The following is a 20440-nucleotide window of genomic DNA, read 5'->3' as shown; positions in this document are numbered from 1 at the left end:
CGATAGCGTTGTACCAAAACAGGAGATCGGTATGACCACCATCAACGCATCCTCACTCGCTTCCTACTCCAGCAGCTTCACTCTCTCGGTCAAGAAAGACGCCACCACGACCGCCAGTACCGACAGCACTGACAGCGATACCTCGACCACCGCAGCCGCCGCGACCGCCTCCACCACACAAGCCGGTGCAGCAGGCGGCGCGGGTGGCGCGGGTGGCAGCTCCAGTTCTTCCAGCGAAAGCGAACAAGCGATCGAGAAGCTCGAAGAGCAAATCAAGGAAACCCAAAAACAGTTGCAGGAACAACAGCAGCAACTGGCGGCCGCTCAGTCTGGCAGCGGCTCCGACGAAGAAAAAAACCAGCGGGCGATGGCCATTCAGTCCCAGATTTCCTCCTCCTCCGCCACCCTCGCTACTCAGGAAGCGGCGTTGGTGCAGTTGCAGCAGTCGGGCAGCATCAACACCACCGCCTGACAAACCGATCCGCAAATACTCCATGGCCCCAGCCGTGGGGTATTTTCACGCGCGCAGATTGGTGAACTTCAGTTCTTTGTAAGCAGGCCGATACAAAGTGCACTAACAGGGAGTTCATGATGACCACTATCAACACGAGTTCGTTGAGTGCCTACTCAAGCGTTATCTCAGCTGGGTTCAAAAATGACGAGCCCACCAAGAACGACGCGACCGCGACCAATGTGCATCTGCGGGTAAACGTCTATAAAGACCCTCAGGCCACAGGCGCTGGCAAGGCAGATGACGCGGCCACCTCGTCGCAGGAGCAGGCGATCAAGCAGCTGCAAGAGCAAATCAAGCAGACCGAGAAGGTCCTCCAGCAACAGCAGGCACAGCTGGCGGCAGCGCAGAATAGCAACGCGCCCGAGCAGGAGAAGGCGCAGCAGGTCATGGCTATCCAGCAGCAGATCGCTGGCACCATGGCGCAGTTGAACGCTCAGCAGGCGGCCTTGCTCGAACTGATGAAAGATAGCGTCAGCACCACTGCCTGATTAAAAAGGCCAGAAGTGAAAAGACCCCGAAGCGTTCGCTTCAGGGCCTTTTTTGCGGCTGCGGTGCGATTCCGAGGTGGGCCGCCACACCGACTGTGGCGGTGACCTTCTCAGCCTGCTCCGATCAGGCAGCCTGTGCCGCAGACTCGGCCTGGATCAGCGCGCGATTCAACGCGCTGAACAGCGCCTTGAAACTGGCGGTGGTGATGTTCTCGTCGATGCCGACACCGTGCACTGCACGATCACCGTTCACGCGCAGTTCAATGTAGGCAGCAGCCTTGGCCGTGGTGCCTGCGCCGATGGCGTGCTCGTTATAGTCCATGATTTCCGCCTTGACCGGCAGACCGGCCACCAGGGCCTCCAACGCACCGTTGCCGCGGCCTTTCCAGTGCAGGTTGCTTTCGCCGTCACCCTTGCCGGTGACTTCGACTTCAACCGCGCTGTGACCGTTTTCTTCCTGCAGACGATGGCTGACCAGCGCATAAGGCTTATTGGCTTGCAGGTATTCAGTCTTGAACAGGGAGTAGATCTGCTGCGCGGTCATTTCCAGGCCCAGACGATCGGTTTCGCCCTGAACCACCTGGCTGAACTCGATCTGCATGCGACGCGGCAGGGAGATGCCGTATTCCTGTTCCAGCAGATAGGTGATGCCACCCTTGCCGGACTGGCTGTTCACGCGAATCACCGCTTCGTAGCTGCGGCCGATGTCCGCCGGGTCGATTGGCAGGTACGGCACTTCCCACAGCGCGTCCTCTTTCTGCTGGGTGAAGCCCTTGCGGATGGCGTCCTGGTGCGAGCCGGAGAACGCGGTATGGACCAGATCGCCAACGTACGGATGACGCGGGTGCACCGGAATCTGGTTGCACTCTTCGACAACCTTGCGCACGCCGTCGATGTCGGAGAAGTTCAGTTGCGGGTTCAGACCCTGGGTGTACATATTGAGGGCAACCGTCACCAGATCGACGTTACCGGTACGCTCGCCGTTGCCGAACAGACAGCCTTCGACGCGATCGGCACCGGCCATCAGCCCCAGTTCGGTCGCAGCAACGCCTGTGCCGCGGTCGTTGTGGGTGTGCAGGCTGATGATCACGCTGTCGCGACGGTTGATATTGCGGCAGAACCACTCGATCTGGTCGGCATAGATGTTCGGCGTGGCGACTTCAACGGTCGCTGGCAGATTGAGGATCACCTTGTTCTGCGGCGTAGCGTTCCAGACTTCGACCACGGCGTCACAGACTTCCTTGGCAAAATCCAACTCGGTGGCGCTGAAAGTTTCCGGCGAGTACTCGAACTGCCATTGGGTTTCTGGCTGCTGGGCTGCGTATTTGACGAACAGCTTGGCGGCATTGACCGCGATGGCCTTGATGCCGTCCTTGTCCTGATTGAAGACGATGCGGCGGAACGACGGCGATGTGGCGTTATAAAGATGCACGATGGCTTTCTTGGCGCCACGCAGGGATTCGAAGGTGCGCGCGATCAGGTCTTCACGGCCTTGGGTCAGCACCTGAATGGTGGTGTCATCCGGGATGTGACCGTCTTCGATCAGGGTGCGGACGAAGTCGAAATCAGTCTGGGAAGCGGCCGGGAAGGACGCTTCGATCTCCTTGACGCCCACTTGAACCAGGGTTTTCCAGAAACGCAGTTTCTTGACCGAATCCATAGGCTCGATCAGCGATTGGTTACCGTCACGCAGGTCGGAACTGCACCAGATCGGCACCTCGGTAATGGTCCTGGAAGGCCAGGCGCGGTCAGGCAAGTCGATGACAGGAAATGCGCGGTACTTCTTCGAGGGATCTTTGAGCATGGACATGGGAGTAATCCTTTTTTGTACTCAGGGCCGAGAGAAGGCGGCCAGCCGATTAATTTAGACAGACAGGGTCGAGGCACCGCTATTTAGCCTGGCAGTCGTGCACTGACGAGACTGAGGCAGCGATGTTGACGCAGCAAAATGAGGGTTTGGGAGGTTTTCATGCCTCCAACCGTAAACAATGAGATGAAAGCTGGCAAGCAGTTGGAAAAAATTGGGATAAGAACTCGAAACACGCCGCTGTTCGCGATTTTTTAGCGGCTGATCGGGGGTTGGCGACTATTTATTGTTGGCCGCGTTCGTAAGCCGCAATGCATCTCGTGCGGAGGTGAGCTTGCTCACGAATACGTGGGCATGTTCAACATCGTTGGTGAGTGTGATGTCGCTTTCGTGAGCAAGCTCACTCCCGCGAGTTTTGCAGCGCGTCTTGGGATTGGATCTTAAGGTTGAAACGCATTGATGAAGATCGCCGGGTCGACCCGCGCATCGTTCAAGCTGACGTTCCAGTGCATATGCGGCCCTGTGGCGCGGCCGGTGGAACCGACGCGACCCACTACACCGCCGCGAGGCACGGCGTCGCCGACTATCACGTCGATCTTCGACATGTGGCAGAACATGCTGATAAAGCCTTGGCCGTGGTCGACGAACACGGTGTTGCCGTTGAAGAAGTAGTTACCGATCAGGATGACCTTGCCAGCAGCCGGCGACTTGATCGGCGTGCCTGCCGGAACCGCGAAGTCCAGGCCGGCATGAGGGTTGCGTTCTTCGCCGTTGAAGAATCGGCGCACGCCGAATTTGCTCGAAAGCGGGCCGTCCACTGGTTTGTCCAGCAACAGGTTGCTCGGCGTGACGGGGCTGAAGCTGCGATAGGCGCGCACCTGCACATCCAGCTCCTGCTCGATGCGCTTCAAGTCGTCGGGGTTCGGGTTGACCTGTCGCTGATTCTTCAGGGTGATGTGCTGCTCAGGGTATTTCTTGCTGCCCACCGTGAACGGCAAATTACGACCGCCACTGTTCACCTGCTGCAAAGCGCCGGGTTTGACGCTCAACGGGATGCCGACAACGGCCAGCCAGCGAGCGTCCTGATCCTTGACCACCAGCACCGGTTTGCCCTGAAAAGTGGCTTTCGGCGCCTGAGCGGCCACGCCGAGGTCCACCACCGCAACACCGCCGGGCACGGGCTTGTTCAGCAGGCGTGAAATGTAACTGTCGGCATGCGCCGGGAGCGCCAGACACATGGCCAGCGCGGCCCCGGCCAGAGAACGGAAGATAACAGGCAGCATCGATCAGTCCAGAAGAGAAAGGGTGACGGGTGTCAGATGATTGTCTTCGACCCGTACTTGCAGCTCGCCGTCGCCCAGCTTTGCCGTCAGGCGCTGGCCGGTGTGCGTCTGCTCGGCGGCACGAATGGCTCTGCCGCGCTCGTCCAGCATGATGCTATATCCGCGACCGAGAGTGGCAAGCGGGCTGACCACGTTCAGGGTCTGCACCTGGCTCTGCAACTGCAGGCGCCGTGTCTTGAGGTTTTCCCTGATCGCACGGGGCAGGCGCTCGGCCAGCACATCCAGCCGCTGACGCAGAAACGCAAGGGTGCGCCCGGGATGTTGTGCCGCCAGACGGCTTTCAAGATGCGTCATGCGCACGTGGCGCTTGTGCATCTGCTGTTCGAATGCCCGGCGCATGCGCATGTCCAGATCGTCCAGGCGCTGGGCGCGCTGGCGCAGACGTTCGCCTGGATGACGCAAGCGACGGGAAATGCCGTCCAGCCGCAGTTGCTCGCGCATCAGCCGATCCTGCATGCGGCTGATCAGTCGACGTTGCAGGCTTTCAACCCGACGATGCAGGTCACTCGAATCAGGGGCCAGCAGTTCGGCAGCCGCAGACGGCGTCGGCGCGCGGATGTCGGCGACGAAATCACTGATAGAGACGTCGGTTTCATGACCGACTGCGCTGACGATAGGCGTCACGCAGGCATCGATGGCACGGGCGACCGCTTCTTCGTTGAAACACCACAGGTCCTCCAGCGAGCCGCCGCCACGGGCCAGAATCAACGCGTCGAAGCCGCGGGAGTCGGCCAGTTTCAGCGCGCGGACGATCTGATTGATCGCTTCGCGGCCCTGCACCGCAGTCGGGATCAGTGTCAGTTCGACCTGCGGCGCGCGGCGGCGGAACACGCTGATGATGTCGCGGATCACCGCGCCGGTGGGAGAACTGACGATGCCGATACGCTGTGGATGCAGCGGCAGTGGCACCTTGCGCTCGGCGCTGAACAGACCTTCGGCGTTGAGTTTGTCTTTCAGCGCGTCGAAGGCCAGACGCAGTGCGCCATCACCGGCGGGCTCAACGGTGTCGAGAATCAGCTGATAATCGCCACGCCCTTCGAACAGCGAGACCTTACCGCGCACCTTGACCGCCAGACCGTCCTTCAGCGCCTGGCGTACCCGCGCGGCGTTGCTGCGAAACAGTGCGCAACGCACCTGAGCGCCGGTGTCCTTGAGCGTGAAGTAAACGTGGCCGGATGCCGGGCGCGACAAGTTGGAAATCTCGCCCTCGACCCAGATGTTGGAGAACACATCCTCCAGCAGCACGCGGGCGCGGCCGTTGAGTTGGCTGACAGTGAGGACTTCCCGGTCAAGGCCGAGTCTTGCGAAGGGGTCTTTGATCATGGCGGGCATGATAAAGGCATTAGGGCACGGGTCACCACAGTTGATCGGCCGGATGCGCCAATTGGCATTGTAGGAGCGCGCTTGCCTGGGAGGGGGAAAATTCAGGCAAATGTCTGGTGACTGGCACAACGCAATCGCGGGCAAGCGTGCTCTTACAGTATTCTCCACCCCCCACTCAACGATTCATGGAAGAAAAATGCTCACCACCCTCGCCGAATTGTCGGGCGTTGTCGATTCGCTGGGGCTGACCCCAATGGACTGGCTGTTCATCGAAGGCGGGGTCATCGCGGCCTATCTGGTCTTCGCCATTGCCGGTTTCGGCACCGCTTTGGTCGCAGGCCCCATCCTGATCCACTTCATGCCCTTGTCACGGATCATTCCGCTACTGGTCATGCTGGATTTCCTGGCTGCATTCAGTCACTTGTTGCCTTCCCGGGAGTCGGTGGTGCGAGGCGAGCTGCTGCGCATGATTCCCTGCATGGCGGTCGGCTGTACGGTGGGTGTGCTGTTTCTGCTCAACCTCAAGTCCGATGTCCTTCTGTTAATGATGGGCCTGTTCCTGGTCGGCTATTCGCTCTACAGCCTGGCGGTGAAGGTGCGCCCGACGCAGCTGTCGGCACTCTGGTCGGTGCCGATGGGGACCATGGGCGGGCTATTCGGCGCCCTGTTCGGCAGCGGCGGCTTTTTATATGCGATCTACCTCAACGGTCGCCTGACCGACAAGACTCAGGCCCGCGCCACGCAGAACGCTCTCATCAGTTGCAGCACCATGGTGCGGCTGAGCCTGTTCGTGATCACCGGCGTCTATGCGCAGCTCTCGTTGCTGGTGTTGGCGGTCTGCTTGCTACCAGCGATGATCGTCGGCTCGTGGATTGGTCGGCGTCTGGTCATGCGTCTGTCCCGTGAAACGTTCGTGCGTCTAGTAACGTGGATGGTGCTGATCAGCGGCATCACGTTGATTGGTCGCTACTTGGCAGGCTGAACGCGATACTTGACCTCGTCGGCGGTGGTATTAAGCTGCCGCCCTCGATCACGCGTCAGACAGGCCCGACATGAACACGCAAAGCATCATCGTCCCGCAAATCTCCAGCTTTCCGGCCCATGAGGCGAAGGCGCGGGCGATCCTGCGCTGGCTGGTGAAGCTTGGCGTGGTCGAGCAAAACCTGACCACCTGCGGGCGCAGTTTCAATCGTATGGCCTACGCGATCGCTCCAGGTGCCCGACGCTTCGTCGAAAACCCTGATGCGTTGCCTTATGGCCAAGCGGTCAATGGCCTGGAAATCGTGCTCAAGCGCTGCATCTATACACCGCAGCAAGGCTTCAAGGAGGAGGCCGGGTGCCCCGAATGCCGCCGCGAGATCGGCGAAGCGCTGTTCGACAGTCTGGAAGAGTGGATGCCGGGTCATACCGACAACTTCATCTGCCCGGAATGTCGCCACGAAGACGACATCAATGGCTTCCTTTTTCTCGATCCATGCGGCTTTTCCAACCTGGGATTCATCTTCAACGACTGGCTGGATGCCGGCTTCAAGGCAAGCTTCGTGGAAGAGTTCGCCGAACGTCTGGATCGCCCGGTGTCCGTCGTCAAAGTCCGGCTATAAAAGCAGGACCTTGCCATAGAACGGTCGATCATTTCGATTAGCAAATAGGCTGATCTTTACATTGAGCAAGGGCGTCTGTCTGGGTATAATGGCGCGCTTCCATTTTCCCGCTCGGGAGCCCAGCGATGCTGCGTATCAGCCAAGAAGCCCTTACATTCGACGACATTCTCCTTGTGCCCGGTTATTCCGAGGTGCTTCCCAACGAAGTCAGTCTGAAAACCCGATTGACCCGTGGCATCGAACTGAACATCCCCCTCGTTTCCGCCGCTATGGACACCGTTACCGAAGCCCGTCTGGCCATCGCCATGGCTCAGGAAGGCGGCATCGGCATCATCCACAAGAACATGACCATCGAGCAGCAGGCTGCCGAAGTGCGCAAGGTCAAGAAGTTCGAAGCGGGTGTGGTCAAGGATCCGATCACCATCGAGGCTGACGCCACCGTTCGTGATCTGTTCGAACTTACACGTCAACACAACATTTCCGGCGTTCCGGTCCTGCACGACGGTGAACTCGTTGGCATCGTGACCTCTCGCGACGTTCGTTTCGAAAACCGTCTGGATGTACCTGTACGTGAAGTGATGACGCCCAAAGAGCGTCTGGTCACCGTTCGTGAAGGCGCCGACAAGTACGAAGTCCGCGATCTGTTGCACAAGCACCGACTGGAAAAAGTCCTGATCGTCGACGACAAGTTCGCGCTCAAGGGCATGATGACCGTCAAGGACATCGAGAAATCCAAGGCCTATCCGCTGGCCAGCAAGGACGATCAAGGTCGTTTGCGTGTTGGTGCTGCAGTCGGCACTGGCAAGGACACTGGCGAGCGCGTCAATGCTCTGGTCGCGGCGGGCGTTGACGTCATCGTCGTCGACACCGCGCACGGCCACTCCAAAGGTGTGATCGACCGCGTTCGCTGGGTCAAGCAGAACTTCCCTGACGTGCAGGTCATTGGCGGCAACATCGCCACCGGCGCTGCTGCACGCGCACTGGTCGAAGCTGGCGCTGACGGCGTCAAGGTCGGTATCGGCCCTGGCTCCATCTGCACCACCCGTATCGTCGCTGGCGTGGGCGTGCCGCAGATCAGCGCCATCGCCAACGTAGCTTCGGCACTGGAAGGCAGCGGCGTTCCGCTGATCGCCGACGGCGGCATTCGCTTCTCCGGTGACCTGTCCAAGGCCATCGTGGCGGGTGCCTATTGCGTGATGATGGGCTCGATGTTCGCCGGTACCGAAGAGGCGCCAGGCGAAATCGAACTGTTCCAGGGGCGCTCTTACAAGGCCTACCGTGGCATGGGTTCACTGGGTGCCATGTCCCAGGCGCAAGGCTCCTCGGACCGCTACTTCCAGGACTCGTCCGAAGGCGCCGAGAAACTGGTACCGGAAGGTATCGAAGGCCGCGTTGCCTACAAGGGCTCACTGGCTGCCATCATTCACCAGTTGATGGGTGGCCTGCGTTCCTCAATGGGCTACACCGGCAGCGCCCACATTCAGGAAATGCGTACCAAGCCTGAATTCGTGCGCATCACCGGCGCCGGCATGGCGGAATCCCACGTCCATGACGTGCAGATCACCAAGGAAGCGCCGAACTATCGCGTAGGTTGATCTGGAAAGCGCCTGATTGCCCAGGCGCTTCCCAAGAATTTTGTAGCGGGGCTGTTCCACACAGCCCCGTCTTGTTTCTGATTTTCGACGAGAATGACTCATGGCCCTCGACATTCACGCCCACCGCATCCTTATCCTGGACTTCGGTTCCCAGTACACCCAACTGATCGCCCGTCGCGTACGTGAGATCGGTGTGTATTGCGAGCTGCACCCGTTCGACATGGACGACGAAGCGATTCGCGAATTCGCTCCAAAAGGCGTCATCCTCGCCGGTGGCCCCGAGTCCGTGCACATCGCCGACAGCCCACGGTGTCCGCAGGCCGTATTCGACCTGGGCGTTCCGGTCTTCGGTATCTGCTACGGCATGCAAACCATGGCCGAGCAGTTGGGCGGCAAGGTCGAAGGTTCCGAGTTGCGTGAGTTCGGTTATGCCCGCGTCGATGTCGTCGGCAAGAGCCGCCTGCTCGATGGTATCGAAGACCATATCGATGCCGACGGCCTGTTCGGTCTGGACGTATGGATGAGCCACGGCGACAAGGTCACCAAATTGCCTGCCGAATTTCACGTCCTGGCCAGTACCCCTAGCTGCCCGATCGCCGGCATGGCCGACGACACCCGCGGCTATTACGGCGTGCAGTTCCACCCGGAAGTGACCCACACCAAACAGGGCGGTCGCATCCTGTCACGCTTCATCCTCGACATCTGTGGCTGTGAAGCGTTGTGGACGCCGTCGAAGATCGCTGAAGACGCCATCGCTCAGGTGCGTGCCCAGGTCGGTACCGACAACGTGCTGCTGGGCTTGTCCGGCGGTGTTGACTCTTCGGTGGTTGCTGCCCTGTTGCACAAAGCTATCGGCGATCAGTTGACCTGCGTCTTCGTCGACAATGGTCTGCTGCGTCTGCATGAAGGCGAGCAAGTAATGGCCATGTTCGCGGAGAACATGGGCGTCAAGGTGATCCGCGCCAATGCCGAGGCTCAGTTCCTCGACAACCTGGCCGGCGAAAGCGACCCGGAGAAGAAGCGCAAAATCATCGGCCGCACCTTCATCGACGTGTTCGATGCTGAGTCGAACAAGCTGCACAACATCAAATACCTGGCCCAGGGCACCATCTACCCTGACGTGATCGAGTCCGCTGGCGCCAAAAGCGGCAAGGCTCACGTGATCAAGTCGCACCACAACGTGGGCGGCCTGCCGGAAGAGATGAACCTGAAACTGGTCGAGCCATTGCGCGAACTGTTCAAGGACGAAGTCCGTCGTCTGGGCCTGGAACTGGGCCTGCCGTACGACATGGTCTACCGTCACCCGTTCCCAGGTCCGGGCCTGGGCGTTCGTATCCTCGGCGAAGTGAAGAAAGAGTACGCCGACCTGCTGCGTCGCGCCGACCACATCTTCATCGAAGAGCTGCGCAAAGCCGACTGGTACCACAAGGTCAGTCAGGCGTTCGTCGTGTTCCAGCCGGTCAAATCGGTTGGCGTGGTAGGTGATGGCCGTCGTTACGCCTGGGTCGTAGCACTGCGCGCCGTAGAAACCATCGACTTCATGACCGCGCGGTGGGCGCATCTGCCTTATGAACTGCTGGAAACCGTCAGCGGCCGCATCATCAACGAAATCGAAGGCATCTCCCGCGTGACTTATGACGTGTCGAGCAAGCCGCCTGCGACGATTGAGTGGGAGTAGGTTTTATTCTTAACCATTTGATTTTAAAGTAAATATTATAAAATATTTACGTGGGTTTCTACGTCATTAATGGCGTTGGTCGTGGTGCGCAGCGCAGGCATCTTCAGCCAGTTATACCGATACCATGTTCGATTGGTTGATGCCGACATGGTATCGAGGGTGCTTCGCAGTTCAGAGGATGTTACGGCTTTCGGGAGTTCAGATTTAGCGACAACACACGGCTCACGCTGTGCAAGCTATTTGCTCCCTGAAAGGGGAAATATTTGGTGCGAAATTCCTTCAGTGTTCTTCGAATAACCCTCCACGTAACCCGGGGCGATTCACGGAAACTTCTCGCGGCAGGTGCACGGTATCCTGATACACGCGCCGCGGAGTATGCGAGGCCAGCGGGTTCCTAGCCGGTCCCACAGTAGTCAGGCTCCCTCTGCGGTGTTTGCGGCAGTGTTCCCCCCTAAATTACGCATTGCAGTGGCGCTGCCACCAACTTGGGCTTCCAGGTCATCAGGTTGCGGCCTTGGCTGACGAATGCGCTGGCGAAGAGTGTTCACGCCGCTGAGGCCGTTCTGGATTTGCTCACTGAGATAGGTGCGAGTGGCGTTGACCCCATCCTTGACAGCCGCCTTTGGAGCGGCATGTTTGTTGTCGCTCAGCCATGCTTTGCCCTCATCTGACAGCTTGCTCGACAACGACGCAACAAAGGCCCATATACCGAAAGCGGTCGCCGTTCCGATGGTATTGACGGTTCCACCGACCGCCGACTTCACCGCCGCACCAGATACCAGGTTCGTGGCGTATTGCTGCGCGGCCCCGCGGGCTGCGAAGGTTGCCCCAAGTCCGATATATCCACCCCCAATGCTGTTGGCACTGGTGAGGGCCTTGCCGAAAGCGTCAAGACTATTGGACGTGGCGCCAAGCAACATATTGCCCAAGCGCTCACCACCGTGCCCGATGGCAGACAGTATGTTGCCGGTTTTCGCCGCCTTGTAGACACTGAGCCAATCTTCTTCCTCATCGAAATTGGCCTTGGGCTCGGCATCCTTCAGCCCAAACAGCAGCGCCTCGCCGCGTTCGTATCGTCCATTCTGAGCGCTGTGCTTGAGGTGCGCCGTAGCAAGACCAGCCACATAATTACCAAGGGGCACCGCAAACTTGTTGAAGGTCTCGACATGTTGCGAATTGTTGGTGGCAGTCAACACGAAGGACGTTACGTTTGTCGCCACCGCACGCATGAGATACGTTTGAATCTGGCGTGCGTCTTCCATGGCTTCCTGTAGCCTGCCAGGATGTTTCTCATTGAATGAATCAACCATGACGTCGTGTAATTTATCAACGGGCGCTTTCAGGAAGAATGAGTTGTCCTTCGCTTCCTGAAATATCCGCTGGAAGAACTCGTCAGGGAAATGAGCTTCCATACCTCCGACGCCTCCCTCCGCTGCAGCCTTGGTCACAGCGTTCTCTATCTCGCCGAACAGGTACTGCGTGGGCTTGCTGACGATTTCCGGCTTGGCGAATTGAGCCGCCACTACCCCGCTGAAGGGCAACCCACCCACGAGCGCAGTTCCGGTCGTGGCGTAACGATCCAAACGATGCGCGCTATCCATTGTCTTGCGAATGGCTGCTTCATCCTCACCCTCCCGCAACAGCCTGTCGGCACGACTGTCGGCAAGCGCCCTGATGCGGGCGTTATGCGTATGAACCGCCCGAACCTCGTCGGCTCCAGCTCCGTGGCTGGCCCGTTTCTCGTGATGCGCGAAGATCTCCCGCATATAGCCATGGACATTGGCGCGTTCTCTAAGATCTGTGATCTCCCTTACCTGTGTCGGCGCTTGAGATGGTTGTGAGCCCTGGGCTGCGCTGGACGCGTGAGCATCCCGGATCGGTTGCAGTTGTAAAGCAGGGGATCCGATTGAATTGACCATATCGTGCCTTCTTATCGTTGCCAGGTGGAGTGCTGCCTTGCACAGAAATGACCCAATTAATTGGGTGGTGCTTGATGTGTGGTCCTTCGGTCTACTTGGTTCCAACTCATTTTCAGGCCGAGATCCGAGACATTTTGAATGTCTACGGTGAAACCGCCAGGGGGCAAGCTGGTTCGCTGCTGGCCGACGTGGGGTGCAAGGCCAAGCTGACGGATGAGGAGTTTACTGCCTTTGACAGTTCGTTCGACCAGACGCCCTCCGGACAGTGACCTTTCAATGATCGTATCCAGATACGAATGTGATTTGAGAGCCGTTACGGCGTTCGCCTGAGGCGAGCGTGATTGAACGCATCGATGCACTACTGCTGCAGACGCCTTTTCTGTCATCAATGACTGATGCTGAGTTGGGCGCTGGCGCGACACTGATACCAATCGGCAAGCGGCGTACGATGCTATCGACAGCTCGGTGAATCTTGCCTCTCAGTGTGCTACCGTGAGAGCAGAAATTGATCAAGCCGTTTGGGGTACTAAAGTCATTAACCACAGGCTGAACACCTCTGGCGTATCCATAGTAGAGAGGCCTAAAGTTAAAGCCGTCAAGAAGCTGGACTTGGGTGACGACTCGGGTAGGCAGATCGTTTGTTCAGAAACCAAGCTCGTTCTTAGGACGCACAAGAAGACCTTTCAGAAATTGGCTGACATGTAATGGAATTGATCTTCTTTCCATTTGAACGTGTTATTGAGATAAATACTCAGATCTTGACTACCGAGCCCGGCATGAAGGGGGCTGAATCGCCCTGGGTTTCGTGGAGGCCGTTTCGTTTAAGTCAGGCTGCCATGGCCTGACCTGCTTGTTGCTGGTGGAAGTTTGCCTCAGCCTCTGCAGGCGGTATATACCCGATTGACCTCAGTAGGCGCTGATGGTTGTTCCAGTGCACCCAGTCCAGGGTCGCCATCTTAACCGCTTCTCGACTCTTCTAGGACTGACGGTAAATCAGCTCAGTCTTGTATAGCCTGTTGGCGCTGGCGCCGAATTGACCCAGTGGCCGATGCCACACTGACCCAACACCGATCGGTGAAAATTCCAGCACTGGTAATGTTCCCCAAGTTAGGAGCCTGGGTCAGTAAAGTTTCGGCAACTGGGTCAATCCTGCTCTGGCGATAACAAGCGATGGATCTTCGGCATCTTCGCTGCTTCCTGGCCGTAGCCGAAGGGGGGTGGTGAGCCGGTGCTGATAGAAATGACCGACGGGGGGTGACCCGCTGTGAAGCCCGGGACGTGGTGAAGGACAACATGCTCTATCTGGATCACGATATCAGCCACGCCTACCGCGTGCTGGAATCGAAAAAAGGGGAGGGCAAAGCCGGTGCCTTGGAAGGCGTACTTTCCTAAGCGATACAATCCCTCGGAGAGGAACTTCATCCTCATGGTATTTTTCATGGTTTTAAAATTAGAGGTGCCTTTAAAACCTGTAAATTACTGGCATGAAAGCGTCTATTGATAATTGAGTGGAATGATCATGAAACGCAGTTGAAGCCTCACCGAGACTTCAGCCATTCCCGTCCGAAGCCGGATGTCGCCTTTACAAGGCGCATTCGGCTTCGTCGTTTCGGGCGATCTACTTTAATCCTGTCAGTTTCAGGGCCGCCGACAGTTCGACGAGGTTGTCGAAGCGCCGGCCGCTTACCATCGGCCAGTCGGAGCGTTGAACATAGAGCTGGGCGCCATCCCTTCTGATGGGCGTGTAGGCGAGGAAGCCGTCGCGGTTGCGGTGGATGAGTTCGGGAGAGTCGCCTGTTTGCATAATGGTGAAGTCGCCCGGATGACGTAGCTGGGCGTCCAGCAAGCCCGGTGCTTCCACGAGGTGTGTTCTGCGTCCGATAACTGGCATCCGCAGCCTGAAGTCACTTTTGACTCGCCCGGCGGGTATGCCCACCGCGTTGTTCATGTCTTCTCCTGGGTCCGGATCGAAACCTGCTGCCTCGCCGGGATTGACGTCGATGATGCGTAGGCCGATGACACCCTCGAGTTCTGCCACACCGGCGACCTGATTGAAGGTGTTCGCGTGTGCATTGCCTACCAGCGCCACCCATTTGCCGCCGCCTAGCGCGGTCCGATCGGCGTTGATGACGGTAAAGGCGAAGTAGTTCATCATTTTTTCGCGCAGTGTGCCGTGGGGGTCGGGTATCCCGGCGACCCGGTAACTGGTCATGCAGTCGATAGCGCGTATGCGTAGGCGATACTTGTTGGCCGTTTTGACCAGATTGAGGAAGGTGTACCGCCCGGTCGTATCGGTATGGTGGCCCCAGTCCAGATACTGCAAGTACGCCTCGAGCTTGGGCGGCATGATCCCCGTCTTGGCGAAGGCGTCCAGATCGACCTGATGCAAATCGGTGAGTAGATGCTCCATATAGAGCGTCCTGACATTTTGCCTGGCCAGTTGCCCCATGTTGTCGATCAGAAATTGTTTGCTGGCTACGCAGTTGTGACTTTCACCGATCACCAGGCCGGGTGCGTTCTCGTAAAGTTGCTTGAGCGCCAATTTGGGCGGCGATTCGGAGGCTATCACGGGCATCGGCGGGCGCTCAGGGGTTTGCAGATGTGCATAAAAGGCATCTGCATCGCTGAGCAGGCGACGGCGCGTGGCGAAGAAAATCTCGAACGGATTGTCTGGATCGAGCGAAGCATAATCGCCGTCGAAAGGTTTGTTACTGGGGCTTTCGATCCGGGCGCGCAACGGTTCTCGCAGTTCCTGAGGCATGTCATAAGGACTTGGTGGCGCTGCGCTGACAGGCGCTACGGTATTGCCTCGTGCGGACAACTTGCGCACGGCACCGCCTCCACCGCGCAGGCCCTGGTTGATGGGTTCCCAGTTCCCGTCCGCGTTCAAGCGGACAGGCAGGTTGCGGTGGAACGAGAAGGGGTTCTGCGGATCGACAATGACCCAGCTATTGAGCTCATTGACATAGCGCACCTGATAGCCGATGCCGTCGATGAAGATAAGGGTCGTGCCGTGGCCAGTCTGGTACACATTGCGCATCCGGCCTGTGGTAGGCGGCTCGGGATAGTCCTCGCGTACTTCATTGGTTTCGAACGGCGCCAGCAGGTTGGCTGATTCATCGATGTACGTCAGCTCCGGCATCGTACGCTGCAGATCCGCGGATAAGGGAGCGGCGGGTGTTTCCAACGCAGGGTCAGAGAGGGCGACCGGCTCACTTTCCACTGCCATTTCGGCAATCTCCGGCGTCGTGTCCGGCATCAGAAACAGACCATCGAACAGCACATCGATGCCGCCGAGGATGGCGCCAACCACTCCGTTTTTGCGCTCTGCAGTGGTGTGGCCATGTATCGCCTGGTCGATGCTCAAACCGACGTCGGCCAATCCCGCGCCCACTGCTGCCAACGCGATCGGCCAGTCCAGCGCCGCCAGGGCACCGAAGGTCTGGCCAAATGCTCGCAGGTAGCCGAGCCACAGTTGCTTGCGCAGTTCGCTGTTGGAGTACAGGGCGAATTGCGCATCGGCCTCCATGCGCAGCCGGGCGGCGTCGCGCAGGTGGGTGAAGGGGTCACCGGCAATGGCGTGATCGTCCCGATTAACCACCGGATGAGCGTGCGGGCCCCAGTTGCTGAACATCAGGTCCAGTGCATGATTCAGCCCGATCTGCTGATCACCCTCCGAGTGGGTGCACAGAGCGAAATGTGACATGAACTGCGCTCGATTGTGGACCTCATTGCTATGGGTCATCAGCCACCATTGCAATTCGTCCGGGGTATCGAAAACGTGGAAGGCATCCACTTCACCGGGCACGTAGAGGAATTGCCGACCGCTGTCTTCGACGATTCGCAGGATGTCGCTGGCTTCATACCCGGCAATGTCCAGTTTCGCGACACGGACCCCGACTCCGAGCGGGGCTTCGGATTGCAGCATCGCCAGGGAGATCGGTTTACTCGAATCCAGACCCACAGCCGCCATGAGCGCCTTGAATTGCTCGGCGTTGAGGGTGCCGCTGCGACGATCCTCCACGGCCCTGGCGATGAAATTTGCCTTGGTCAGTGTCCTGAAATCGTCCGCGCGATCTCGCCAGAAGGCGTTCATCTTGGATGTGAATTCGCTCTTGAAGTCCAGCGCCCAGAACGCGTTCATCACTGTCTGCGGCAGCAGGCGAACTTCGTTGGTTTCGTCGAAGACCTCGGCGTCTGGGCCGGCGGTATAGAACCCGCTCATCGCTTGCAGGGAGTCGGCACTGTCCTGATCAGTTGCATTGAAGCGGTGCATCACCAGCTGCGGCAGGGTCAACGATGTAACCGGCTTGTCTATGTGCCGCCAGCCGTTGAAGGTTCGCGGACTGCTTTCGGTGACGTCGAAGCGATGCCAGTAAACGGCATCGGGTTCCAGACAGTCGAGCCGGTGCTGACGCAGGATTTCACGGGCGGCACCGCGCGCCAATTCGCGCAGGTCCGGACAGTTGGCCACCAGTTTCTTGGCGATGGCTTCAAGGGTTTTTCTGTCGGCAGTTGGATCGGGAATGTCCGCAGTAATGGAAGGCATGATTGTCGTCCTTGATAAATGAGTCCCGAGGTTCCCCATTCGCACCACTCAATTGGTACTAAATATGTACCGCACCCTGTGTTCGCTTATTTTTCCGCAAACGCAGGTGTATCGTATTCGCCCCTCGCAAATGCTCTCGTTCAGCACTTTGTTCTTCTTTTCCGGCTTTCACGAAGGTGCCTTGGCAGATGTCCTTTACCCGTCGACAAATTCTCGGAGGTCTGGCGGGTCTAGCCGTTGTTGGGCTGGGCGCGGGCGGCGCTTCGCGATACTGGCTGGGCAGGTCGGGGCCGGGGGAAGGGCACGACTACGAGCTGATTGCCGCGCCGCTGGATGTTGAACTGGTCGCTGGCCACCAGACGCCCGCCTGGGCCTTCGGTGGTTCGGCGCCGGGAACCGAATTGCGCGTACGCCAGGGTAAATGGCTGCGGGTGCGCTTCATCAATCATTTGCCGGTGGAGACCACCATCCATTGGCATGGCATTCGTCTGCCACTGGAGATGGACGGCGTGCCTTATGTATCGCAGTTGCCGGTCAAACCCGGCGAGTACTTCGACTATAGCTTCAGGGTGCCCGACGCTGGCAGCTACTGGTATCACCCTCATGTCAGCAGTAGCGAAGAGCTGGGGCGCGGGCTGGTCGGGCCGTTGATTGTCGAGGAGCGTGAGCCCACCGGTTTCCTGCATGAACGAGTGGTCAGTTTGAAGAGTTGGCATGTGGATGAGCAGGGCGCGTTCACAGAGTTCAGTGTGACTCGTGAGGCGGCTCGGGAGGGTACGGCTGGGCGGCTGTCCACGATCAATGGCGTACCGCAAGGGACAGTTGAATTGCCAGCCGGCCAGATCACCCGCGTGCGCATTCTCAACCTCGACAACACCGTGACCTACCGCCTGAATCTCCTGGGCGCGCAAGCGATGATCTATGCGTTGGATGGCAATCCGGTCAAACCGCGTCCATTGGGCAAGGATTACTGGCTGGGGCCAGGGATGCGGATTTGTCTGGCGATCAAGGCGCCCCCGGTTGGAGAAGAAATCTCGCTGCGCAATGGTCCTGTGCGACTGGGTACGTTTCGCTCGGTTGCCAATCACGACGCGTCCGGTGACTGGCCGCCGGAATTGCCCGCTAATCCGGTGGCCGAGCCGGATCTGGCCAATGCCGATAAGCTCAACTTCAATTTCGAGTGGGCCGGCGCGGTATCGGTCAATGTCGATAACGGCAAGCCGCCAAGCCTGTGGCAAATCAACGGCCAGGCTTGGGATGTCACCGATAAAACCTGCGCCGAAAGACCTATCGCCAGGCTCGAAAAGGGCAAGAGTTACATCTTCGAACTGAAGAACATGACGCAGTACCAGCACCCCATTCACTTGCACGGCATGAGCTTCAAGGTCATCGCTTCCAACCGCCAGAAAGTCATCCCGTATTTCACCGATACCTATCTGTTGGGCCGAAACGAGCGCGCACGCGTCGCGCTGGTAGCGGATAATCCCGGCGTGTGGATGTTCCACTGCCATGTGATCGATCACATGGAGACTGGTCTTATGGCAGCTATCGAGGTTTCGTAATGCGGCAGCCGCAAATCATTGATCGCAGCCGCGATCAGCATTTCATGCGTGAAGCCCTGGCGTTGGCCGCCGAAGGGGCGATGCTGGGCGAGGTGCCTGTGGGCGCTGTGGTGGTTCATGACGGTGTGATCATTGGCCGTGGCTACAACTGTCCCATCAGCGGTAGCGACCCCAGTGCCCATGCCGAAATGGTCGCCATTCGGGCGGCCGCCCAGGCGCTGAGCAACTATCGTCTGCCGGGCAGCACGCTGTACGTGACGCTGGAGCCGTGCAGCATGTGCGCGGGATTGATCGTGCACTCGCGTATCGGTCGGGTGGTATATGGTGCGACCGAGCCCAAGGCGGGAGTGGTGCAGAGTCAGGGCCAGTTTTTCACCCAGCCATTTCTCAATCATCGGGTGCTGTTCGAAGGCGGAGTGTTGGAAGAGGAGTGCGGGACGATGTTGAGTGAGTTTTTCAGGATGCGCAGGCTTAAAGGCTAGGAAAGACCTGTAGGAGCGCGCTTGCCCGCTAATGCTTTGTGTCAGATGTAGGATCGGGTTACAGACCCTCCGCAATCGCGGGCGAGCGCGCTCCTACAGAATGGTGCTACAGCGGCGCCTTGTCTTCCGGCGGCTTGGTCTTGTCCACACCCGGCACATGCAGCGCGCCCTCGGCTACCTGGCTGCCCTCAAGCTGCGGCTGGGTTACCCACGTAAGGATGTCGTAATAACGACGGATGTTGGCGACGAAGCTGACCGGCTCGCCACCCCGCGCATAGCCGTATCGCGTTTTGCTGTACCACTTCTTCTGCGACAGACGCGGCAGCATTTTCTTCACGTCCAGCCACTTGTTCGGGTTCAGGCCTTCGTTTTCCGCGAGCTTGCGGGCATCGTCGAGATGTCCGGTGCCGATGTTGTAGGAAGCCAGCGCAAGCCATGTGCGATCAGGCTCCTGGATCGTCTCATCGAGTTGATCCTTGACGTAGGCTAAGTACTTGGCGCCGCCCTGAATGCTCTGCTTGGCGTCCAGCCGGTTGGAAACCCCCATCGCCTGAGCCGTGCTCTGGGTGAGCATCATCAGACCGCGAACGCCGGTCTTGGAGGTCACACCCGGTTGCCACAACGACTCTTGGTAACCGATGGCGGCCAGCAGTCGCCAGTCCACCTGTTCTTCCTTGGCGGCGGACTGGAAGTGCTTTTCGTACTTTGGCAGCCGTTCCTGCAAATGCTGGGCGAAGGTGTACGCGCCGACATAGCCGAGAACGTCCACATGCCCGTAATAGCGGTCCTTGAGCCGCTGCAGCATGCCGTTCTTCTGCATTTTGTCGAGGAAGCTGTTGATCTCGTTGAGCAGGCTGTTGTCATCGCCAGGAGCCACGGCCCAACGCTGGTCACGACCATCGCCGAGGTCGAACGCCACGCGCACGTTGGGGAAATACACCTGATTCATCGCCAGCTCGTTGGAGTCCACCAGGGTCAGGTCGATCTGCCCCTCATCTACCATGCGCAGCAGGTCGACAACTTCGACCTGATCCGACTCTTCGTAATTGATGCCGGGGTATTTGACCTTCAACGCGGCTAACTGCTCGGCGTGGCTGCTGCCCTTGAGCACGAGAATGCGCTTGCCGACCAAATCGCCCGGATCGGTAGGCCGGGACTGGCCGTTGCGATAGATGACTTGCGGGGTGACTTCCAGATACGAATGGGAAAAACGCACCTGTTTGGCGCGGTTTTCGGTGCTGACCAGACCGGCTGCCGCCAGTACAGGGCCACCGGGTTTGTTCATTTGGTCGAACAGATCGTCGAGGTTGTCGGCCGTCTCGATCTTCAGTTCGACGCCCAGATCGTCGGCGAAACGCTTGACCAGCTCGTACTCGAAACCGGTTTCACCGTTGCGATCCTGGAAGTAGGTCGCCGGGCTGTTGCGGGTGACGACGCGCAGCACACCATCCTCCTTGACTCGTTCCAGTGTGTTGGGTTTTTCAACACAGGCGCTGAGCAGCAGGAAGATTCCGGTTGCGATGAGCCACTTGGCACAGCGTGGGCGGAAATCTGATGGGAAAAACATCGGTGCAGTATA

General features: G+C 58.7%; 16 protein-coding genes and 1 pseudogene. 10 read left to right on the top strand and 7 right to left on the bottom strand.

The window, feature by feature from the left end; all coding sequences use genetic code 11:
* Positions 1-31: 31 nt before the first annotated feature.
* Together CE491_RS19570 and CE491_RS19565 are read left to right on the top strand one after the other, a co-directional pair.
* Positions 32-472 (top strand): hypothetical protein, encoded by a 441-nt coding sequence (locus tag CE491_RS19570; protein WP_110949979.1) that lies wholly within the window; start codon positions 32-34, stop codon positions 470-472.
* A 119-nt stretch (positions 473-591) separates the two neighbouring features.
* Entirely contained in the window at positions 592-1002 is a 411-nt protein-coding gene (locus tag CE491_RS19565; protein WP_110949978.1) for a hypothetical protein, read from the top strand.
* Positions 1003-1126: 124 nt separating this feature from the next.
* Here CE491_RS19565 and leuA read toward each other — a convergent pair whose 3' ends face one another.
* The 3 genes from leuA to xseA form a co-directional block, all read right to left on the bottom strand.
* Positions 1127-2812, bottom strand: a complete 1686-nt coding sequence (gene leuA / locus CE491_RS19560) for a 2-isopropylmalate synthase (RefSeq protein WP_110949977.1) — start codon at positions 2810-2812, stop codon at positions 1127-1129.
* Positions 2813-3249: 437 nt separating this feature from the next.
* On the bottom strand, positions 3250-4092 hold the full coding sequence (locus CE491_RS19555; protein ID WP_110949976.1) for a peptidoglycan DD-metalloendopeptidase family protein: 843 nt from the start codon (positions 4090-4092) through the stop codon (positions 3250-3252).
* A gap of 3 nt (positions 4093-4095) precedes the next feature.
* Positions 4096-5475, bottom strand: coding sequence for an exodeoxyribonuclease VII large subunit (gene xseA / locus CE491_RS19550; protein WP_199885180.1), 1380 nt, complete (start codon positions 5473-5475; stop codon positions 4096-4098).
* Positions 5476-5671: 196 nt separating this feature from the next.
* Between xseA and CE491_RS19545 the strand changes: the two genes are divergently transcribed.
* The 4 genes from CE491_RS19545 to guaA all read left to right on the top strand — a co-directional run bounded on the left by CE491_RS19545 (position 5672) and on the right by guaA (position 10349).
* Positions 5672-6457, top strand: coding sequence for a sulfite exporter TauE/SafE family protein (locus tag CE491_RS19545; protein WP_110949975.1), 786 nt, complete (start codon positions 5672-5674; stop codon positions 6455-6457).
* A 70-nt stretch (positions 6458-6527) separates the two neighbouring features.
* Complete coding sequence (locus CE491_RS19540) at positions 6528-7076, top strand: sugar ABC transporter ATPase (RefSeq protein ID WP_110949974.1); 549 nt, start codon at positions 6528-6530, stop codon at positions 7074-7076.
* A 125-nt stretch (positions 7077-7201) separates the two neighbouring features.
* Positions 7202-8671 (top strand): IMP dehydrogenase, encoded by a 1470-nt coding sequence (guaB, locus tag CE491_RS19535; RefSeq protein ID WP_110949973.1) that lies wholly within the window; start codon positions 7202-7204, stop codon positions 8669-8671.
* A 100-nt stretch (positions 8672-8771) separates the two neighbouring features.
* Positions 8772-10349, top strand: coding sequence for a glutamine-hydrolyzing GMP synthase (guaA, locus tag CE491_RS19530; protein ID WP_110949972.1), 1578 nt, complete (start codon positions 8772-8774; stop codon positions 10347-10349).
* Between the two features lie 413 nt (positions 10350-10762).
* Here guaA and CE491_RS19525 read toward each other — a convergent pair whose 3' ends face one another.
* A complete protein-coding gene (locus tag CE491_RS19525) occupies positions 10763-12268 on the bottom strand; it encodes a hypothetical protein (protein ID WP_110949971.1) in 1506 nt (501 codons plus the stop codon).
* 47 nt (positions 12269-12315) lie between these two features.
* Between CE491_RS19525 and CE491_RS19520 the strand changes: the two genes are divergently transcribed.
* Positions 12316-12537, top strand: coding sequence for a hypothetical protein (locus tag CE491_RS19520; protein WP_110949970.1), 222 nt, complete (start codon positions 12316-12318; stop codon positions 12535-12537).
* A gap of 557 nt (positions 12538-13094) precedes the next feature.
* Here CE491_RS19520 and CE491_RS19505 read toward each other — a convergent pair.
* Positions 13095-13286 (bottom strand): annotated as a pseudogene (locus tag CE491_RS19505) (IS3 family transposase); the annotation flags it as partial.
* A gap of 236 nt (positions 13287-13522) precedes the next feature.
* On the opposite strand from CE491_RS19505, the gene CE491_RS30335 reads away from it, so the two are divergent.
* Entirely contained in the window at positions 13523-13660 is a 138-nt protein-coding gene (locus tag CE491_RS30335; RefSeq protein WP_199885178.1) for a hypothetical protein, read from the top strand.
* Positions 13661-13886: 226 nt separating this feature from the next.
* On the opposite strand, the gene CE491_RS19495 is transcribed toward CE491_RS30335, so the two are convergent.
* Positions 13887-16817, bottom strand: a complete 2931-nt coding sequence (locus CE491_RS19495; RefSeq protein ID WP_199885177.1) for a membrane-targeted effector domain-containing toxin — start codon at positions 16815-16817, stop codon at positions 13887-13889.
* A gap of 188 nt (positions 16818-17005) precedes the next feature.
* On the opposite strand from CE491_RS19495, the gene CE491_RS19490 reads away from it, so the two are divergent.
* Both CE491_RS19490 and tadA read left to right on the top strand, forming a co-directional pair.
* Positions 17006-18379: a multicopper oxidase family protein gene (locus CE491_RS19490; protein ID WP_110949967.1), complete on the top strand. Its 1374-nt coding sequence runs from the start codon at positions 17006-17008 to the stop codon at positions 18377-18379.
* On the top strand, positions 18379-18861 hold the full coding sequence (gene tadA / locus CE491_RS19485; RefSeq protein WP_110949966.1) for a tRNA adenosine(34) deaminase TadA: 483 nt from the start codon (positions 18379-18381) through the stop codon (positions 18859-18861). The genes CE491_RS19490 and tadA overlap by 1 nt, the downstream gene beginning before the upstream one ends.
* 106 nt (positions 18862-18967) lie before the next feature.
* Here tadA and mltF read toward each other — a convergent pair whose 3' ends face one another.
* Entirely contained in the window at positions 18968-20428 is a 1461-nt protein-coding gene (gene mltF, locus CE491_RS19480) for a membrane-bound lytic murein transglycosylase MltF (RefSeq protein WP_110949965.1), read from the bottom strand.
* Between the last annotated feature and the right edge of the window lie 12 nt (positions 20429-20440).

Origin of the sequence: Pseudomonas bohemica, from assembly GCF_002934685.1 — a bacterium.
In the GTDB taxonomy this organism is placed as follows: Bacteria; Pseudomonadota; Gammaproteobacteria; order Pseudomonadales; family Pseudomonadaceae; genus Aquipseudomonas; species Aquipseudomonas bohemica.
This window is presented reverse-complemented; position numbering and strand designations above follow the sequence as displayed.

Bases quoted from the DNA above. Each gene is read 5' to 3' on its own strand.
- CE491_RS19570 (WP_110949979.1), top strand. From the start codon at position 32: ATGACCACCATCAACGCATCCTCACTCGCTTCCTACTCCAGCAGCTTC.
- CE491_RS19565 (WP_110949978.1), top strand. From the start codon at position 592: ATGACCACTATCAACACGAGTTCGTTGAGTGCCTACTCAAGCGTTATC.
- leuA (WP_110949977.1), bottom strand. From the start codon at position 2,812: ATGTCCATGCTCAAAGATCCCTCGAAGAAGTACCGCGCATTTCCTGTC.
- CE491_RS19555 (WP_110949976.1), bottom strand. From the start codon at position 4,092: ATGCTGCCTGTTATCTTCCGTTCTCTGGCCGGGGCCGCGCTGGCCATG.
- xseA (WP_199885180.1), bottom strand. From the start codon at position 5,475: ATGATCAAAGACCCCTTCGCAAGACTCGGCCTTGACCGGGAAGTCCTC.
- CE491_RS19545 (WP_110949975.1), top strand. From the start codon at position 5,672: ATGCTCACCACCCTCGCCGAATTGTCGGGCGTTGTCGATTCGCTGGGG.
- CE491_RS19540 (WP_110949974.1), top strand. From the start codon at position 6,528: ATGAACACGCAAAGCATCATCGTCCCGCAAATCTCCAGCTTTCCGGCC.
- guaB (WP_110949973.1), top strand. From the start codon at position 7,202: ATGCTGCGTATCAGCCAAGAAGCCCTTACATTCGACGACATTCTCCTT.
- guaA (WP_110949972.1), top strand. From the start codon at position 8,772: ATGGCCCTCGACATTCACGCCCACCGCATCCTTATCCTGGACTTCGGT.
- CE491_RS19525 (WP_110949971.1), bottom strand. From the start codon at position 12,268: ATGGTCAATTCAATCGGATCCCCTGCTTTACAACTGCAACCGATCCGG.
- CE491_RS19520 (WP_110949970.1), top strand. From the start codon at position 12,316: ATGACCCAATTAATTGGGTGGTGCTTGATGTGTGGTCCTTCGGTCTAC.
- CE491_RS19495 (WP_199885177.1), bottom strand. From the start codon at position 16,817: ATGCCTTCCATTACTGCGGACATTCCCGATCCAACTGCCGACAGAAAA.
- CE491_RS19490 (WP_110949967.1), top strand. From the start codon at position 17,006: ATGTCCTTTACCCGTCGACAAATTCTCGGAGGTCTGGCGGGTCTAGCC.
- tadA (WP_110949966.1), top strand. From the start codon at position 18,379: ATGCGGCAGCCGCAAATCATTGATCGCAGCCGCGATCAGCATTTCATG.
- mltF (WP_110949965.1), bottom strand. From the start codon at position 20,428: ATGTTTTTCCCATCAGATTTCCGCCCACGCTGTGCCAAGTGGCTCATC.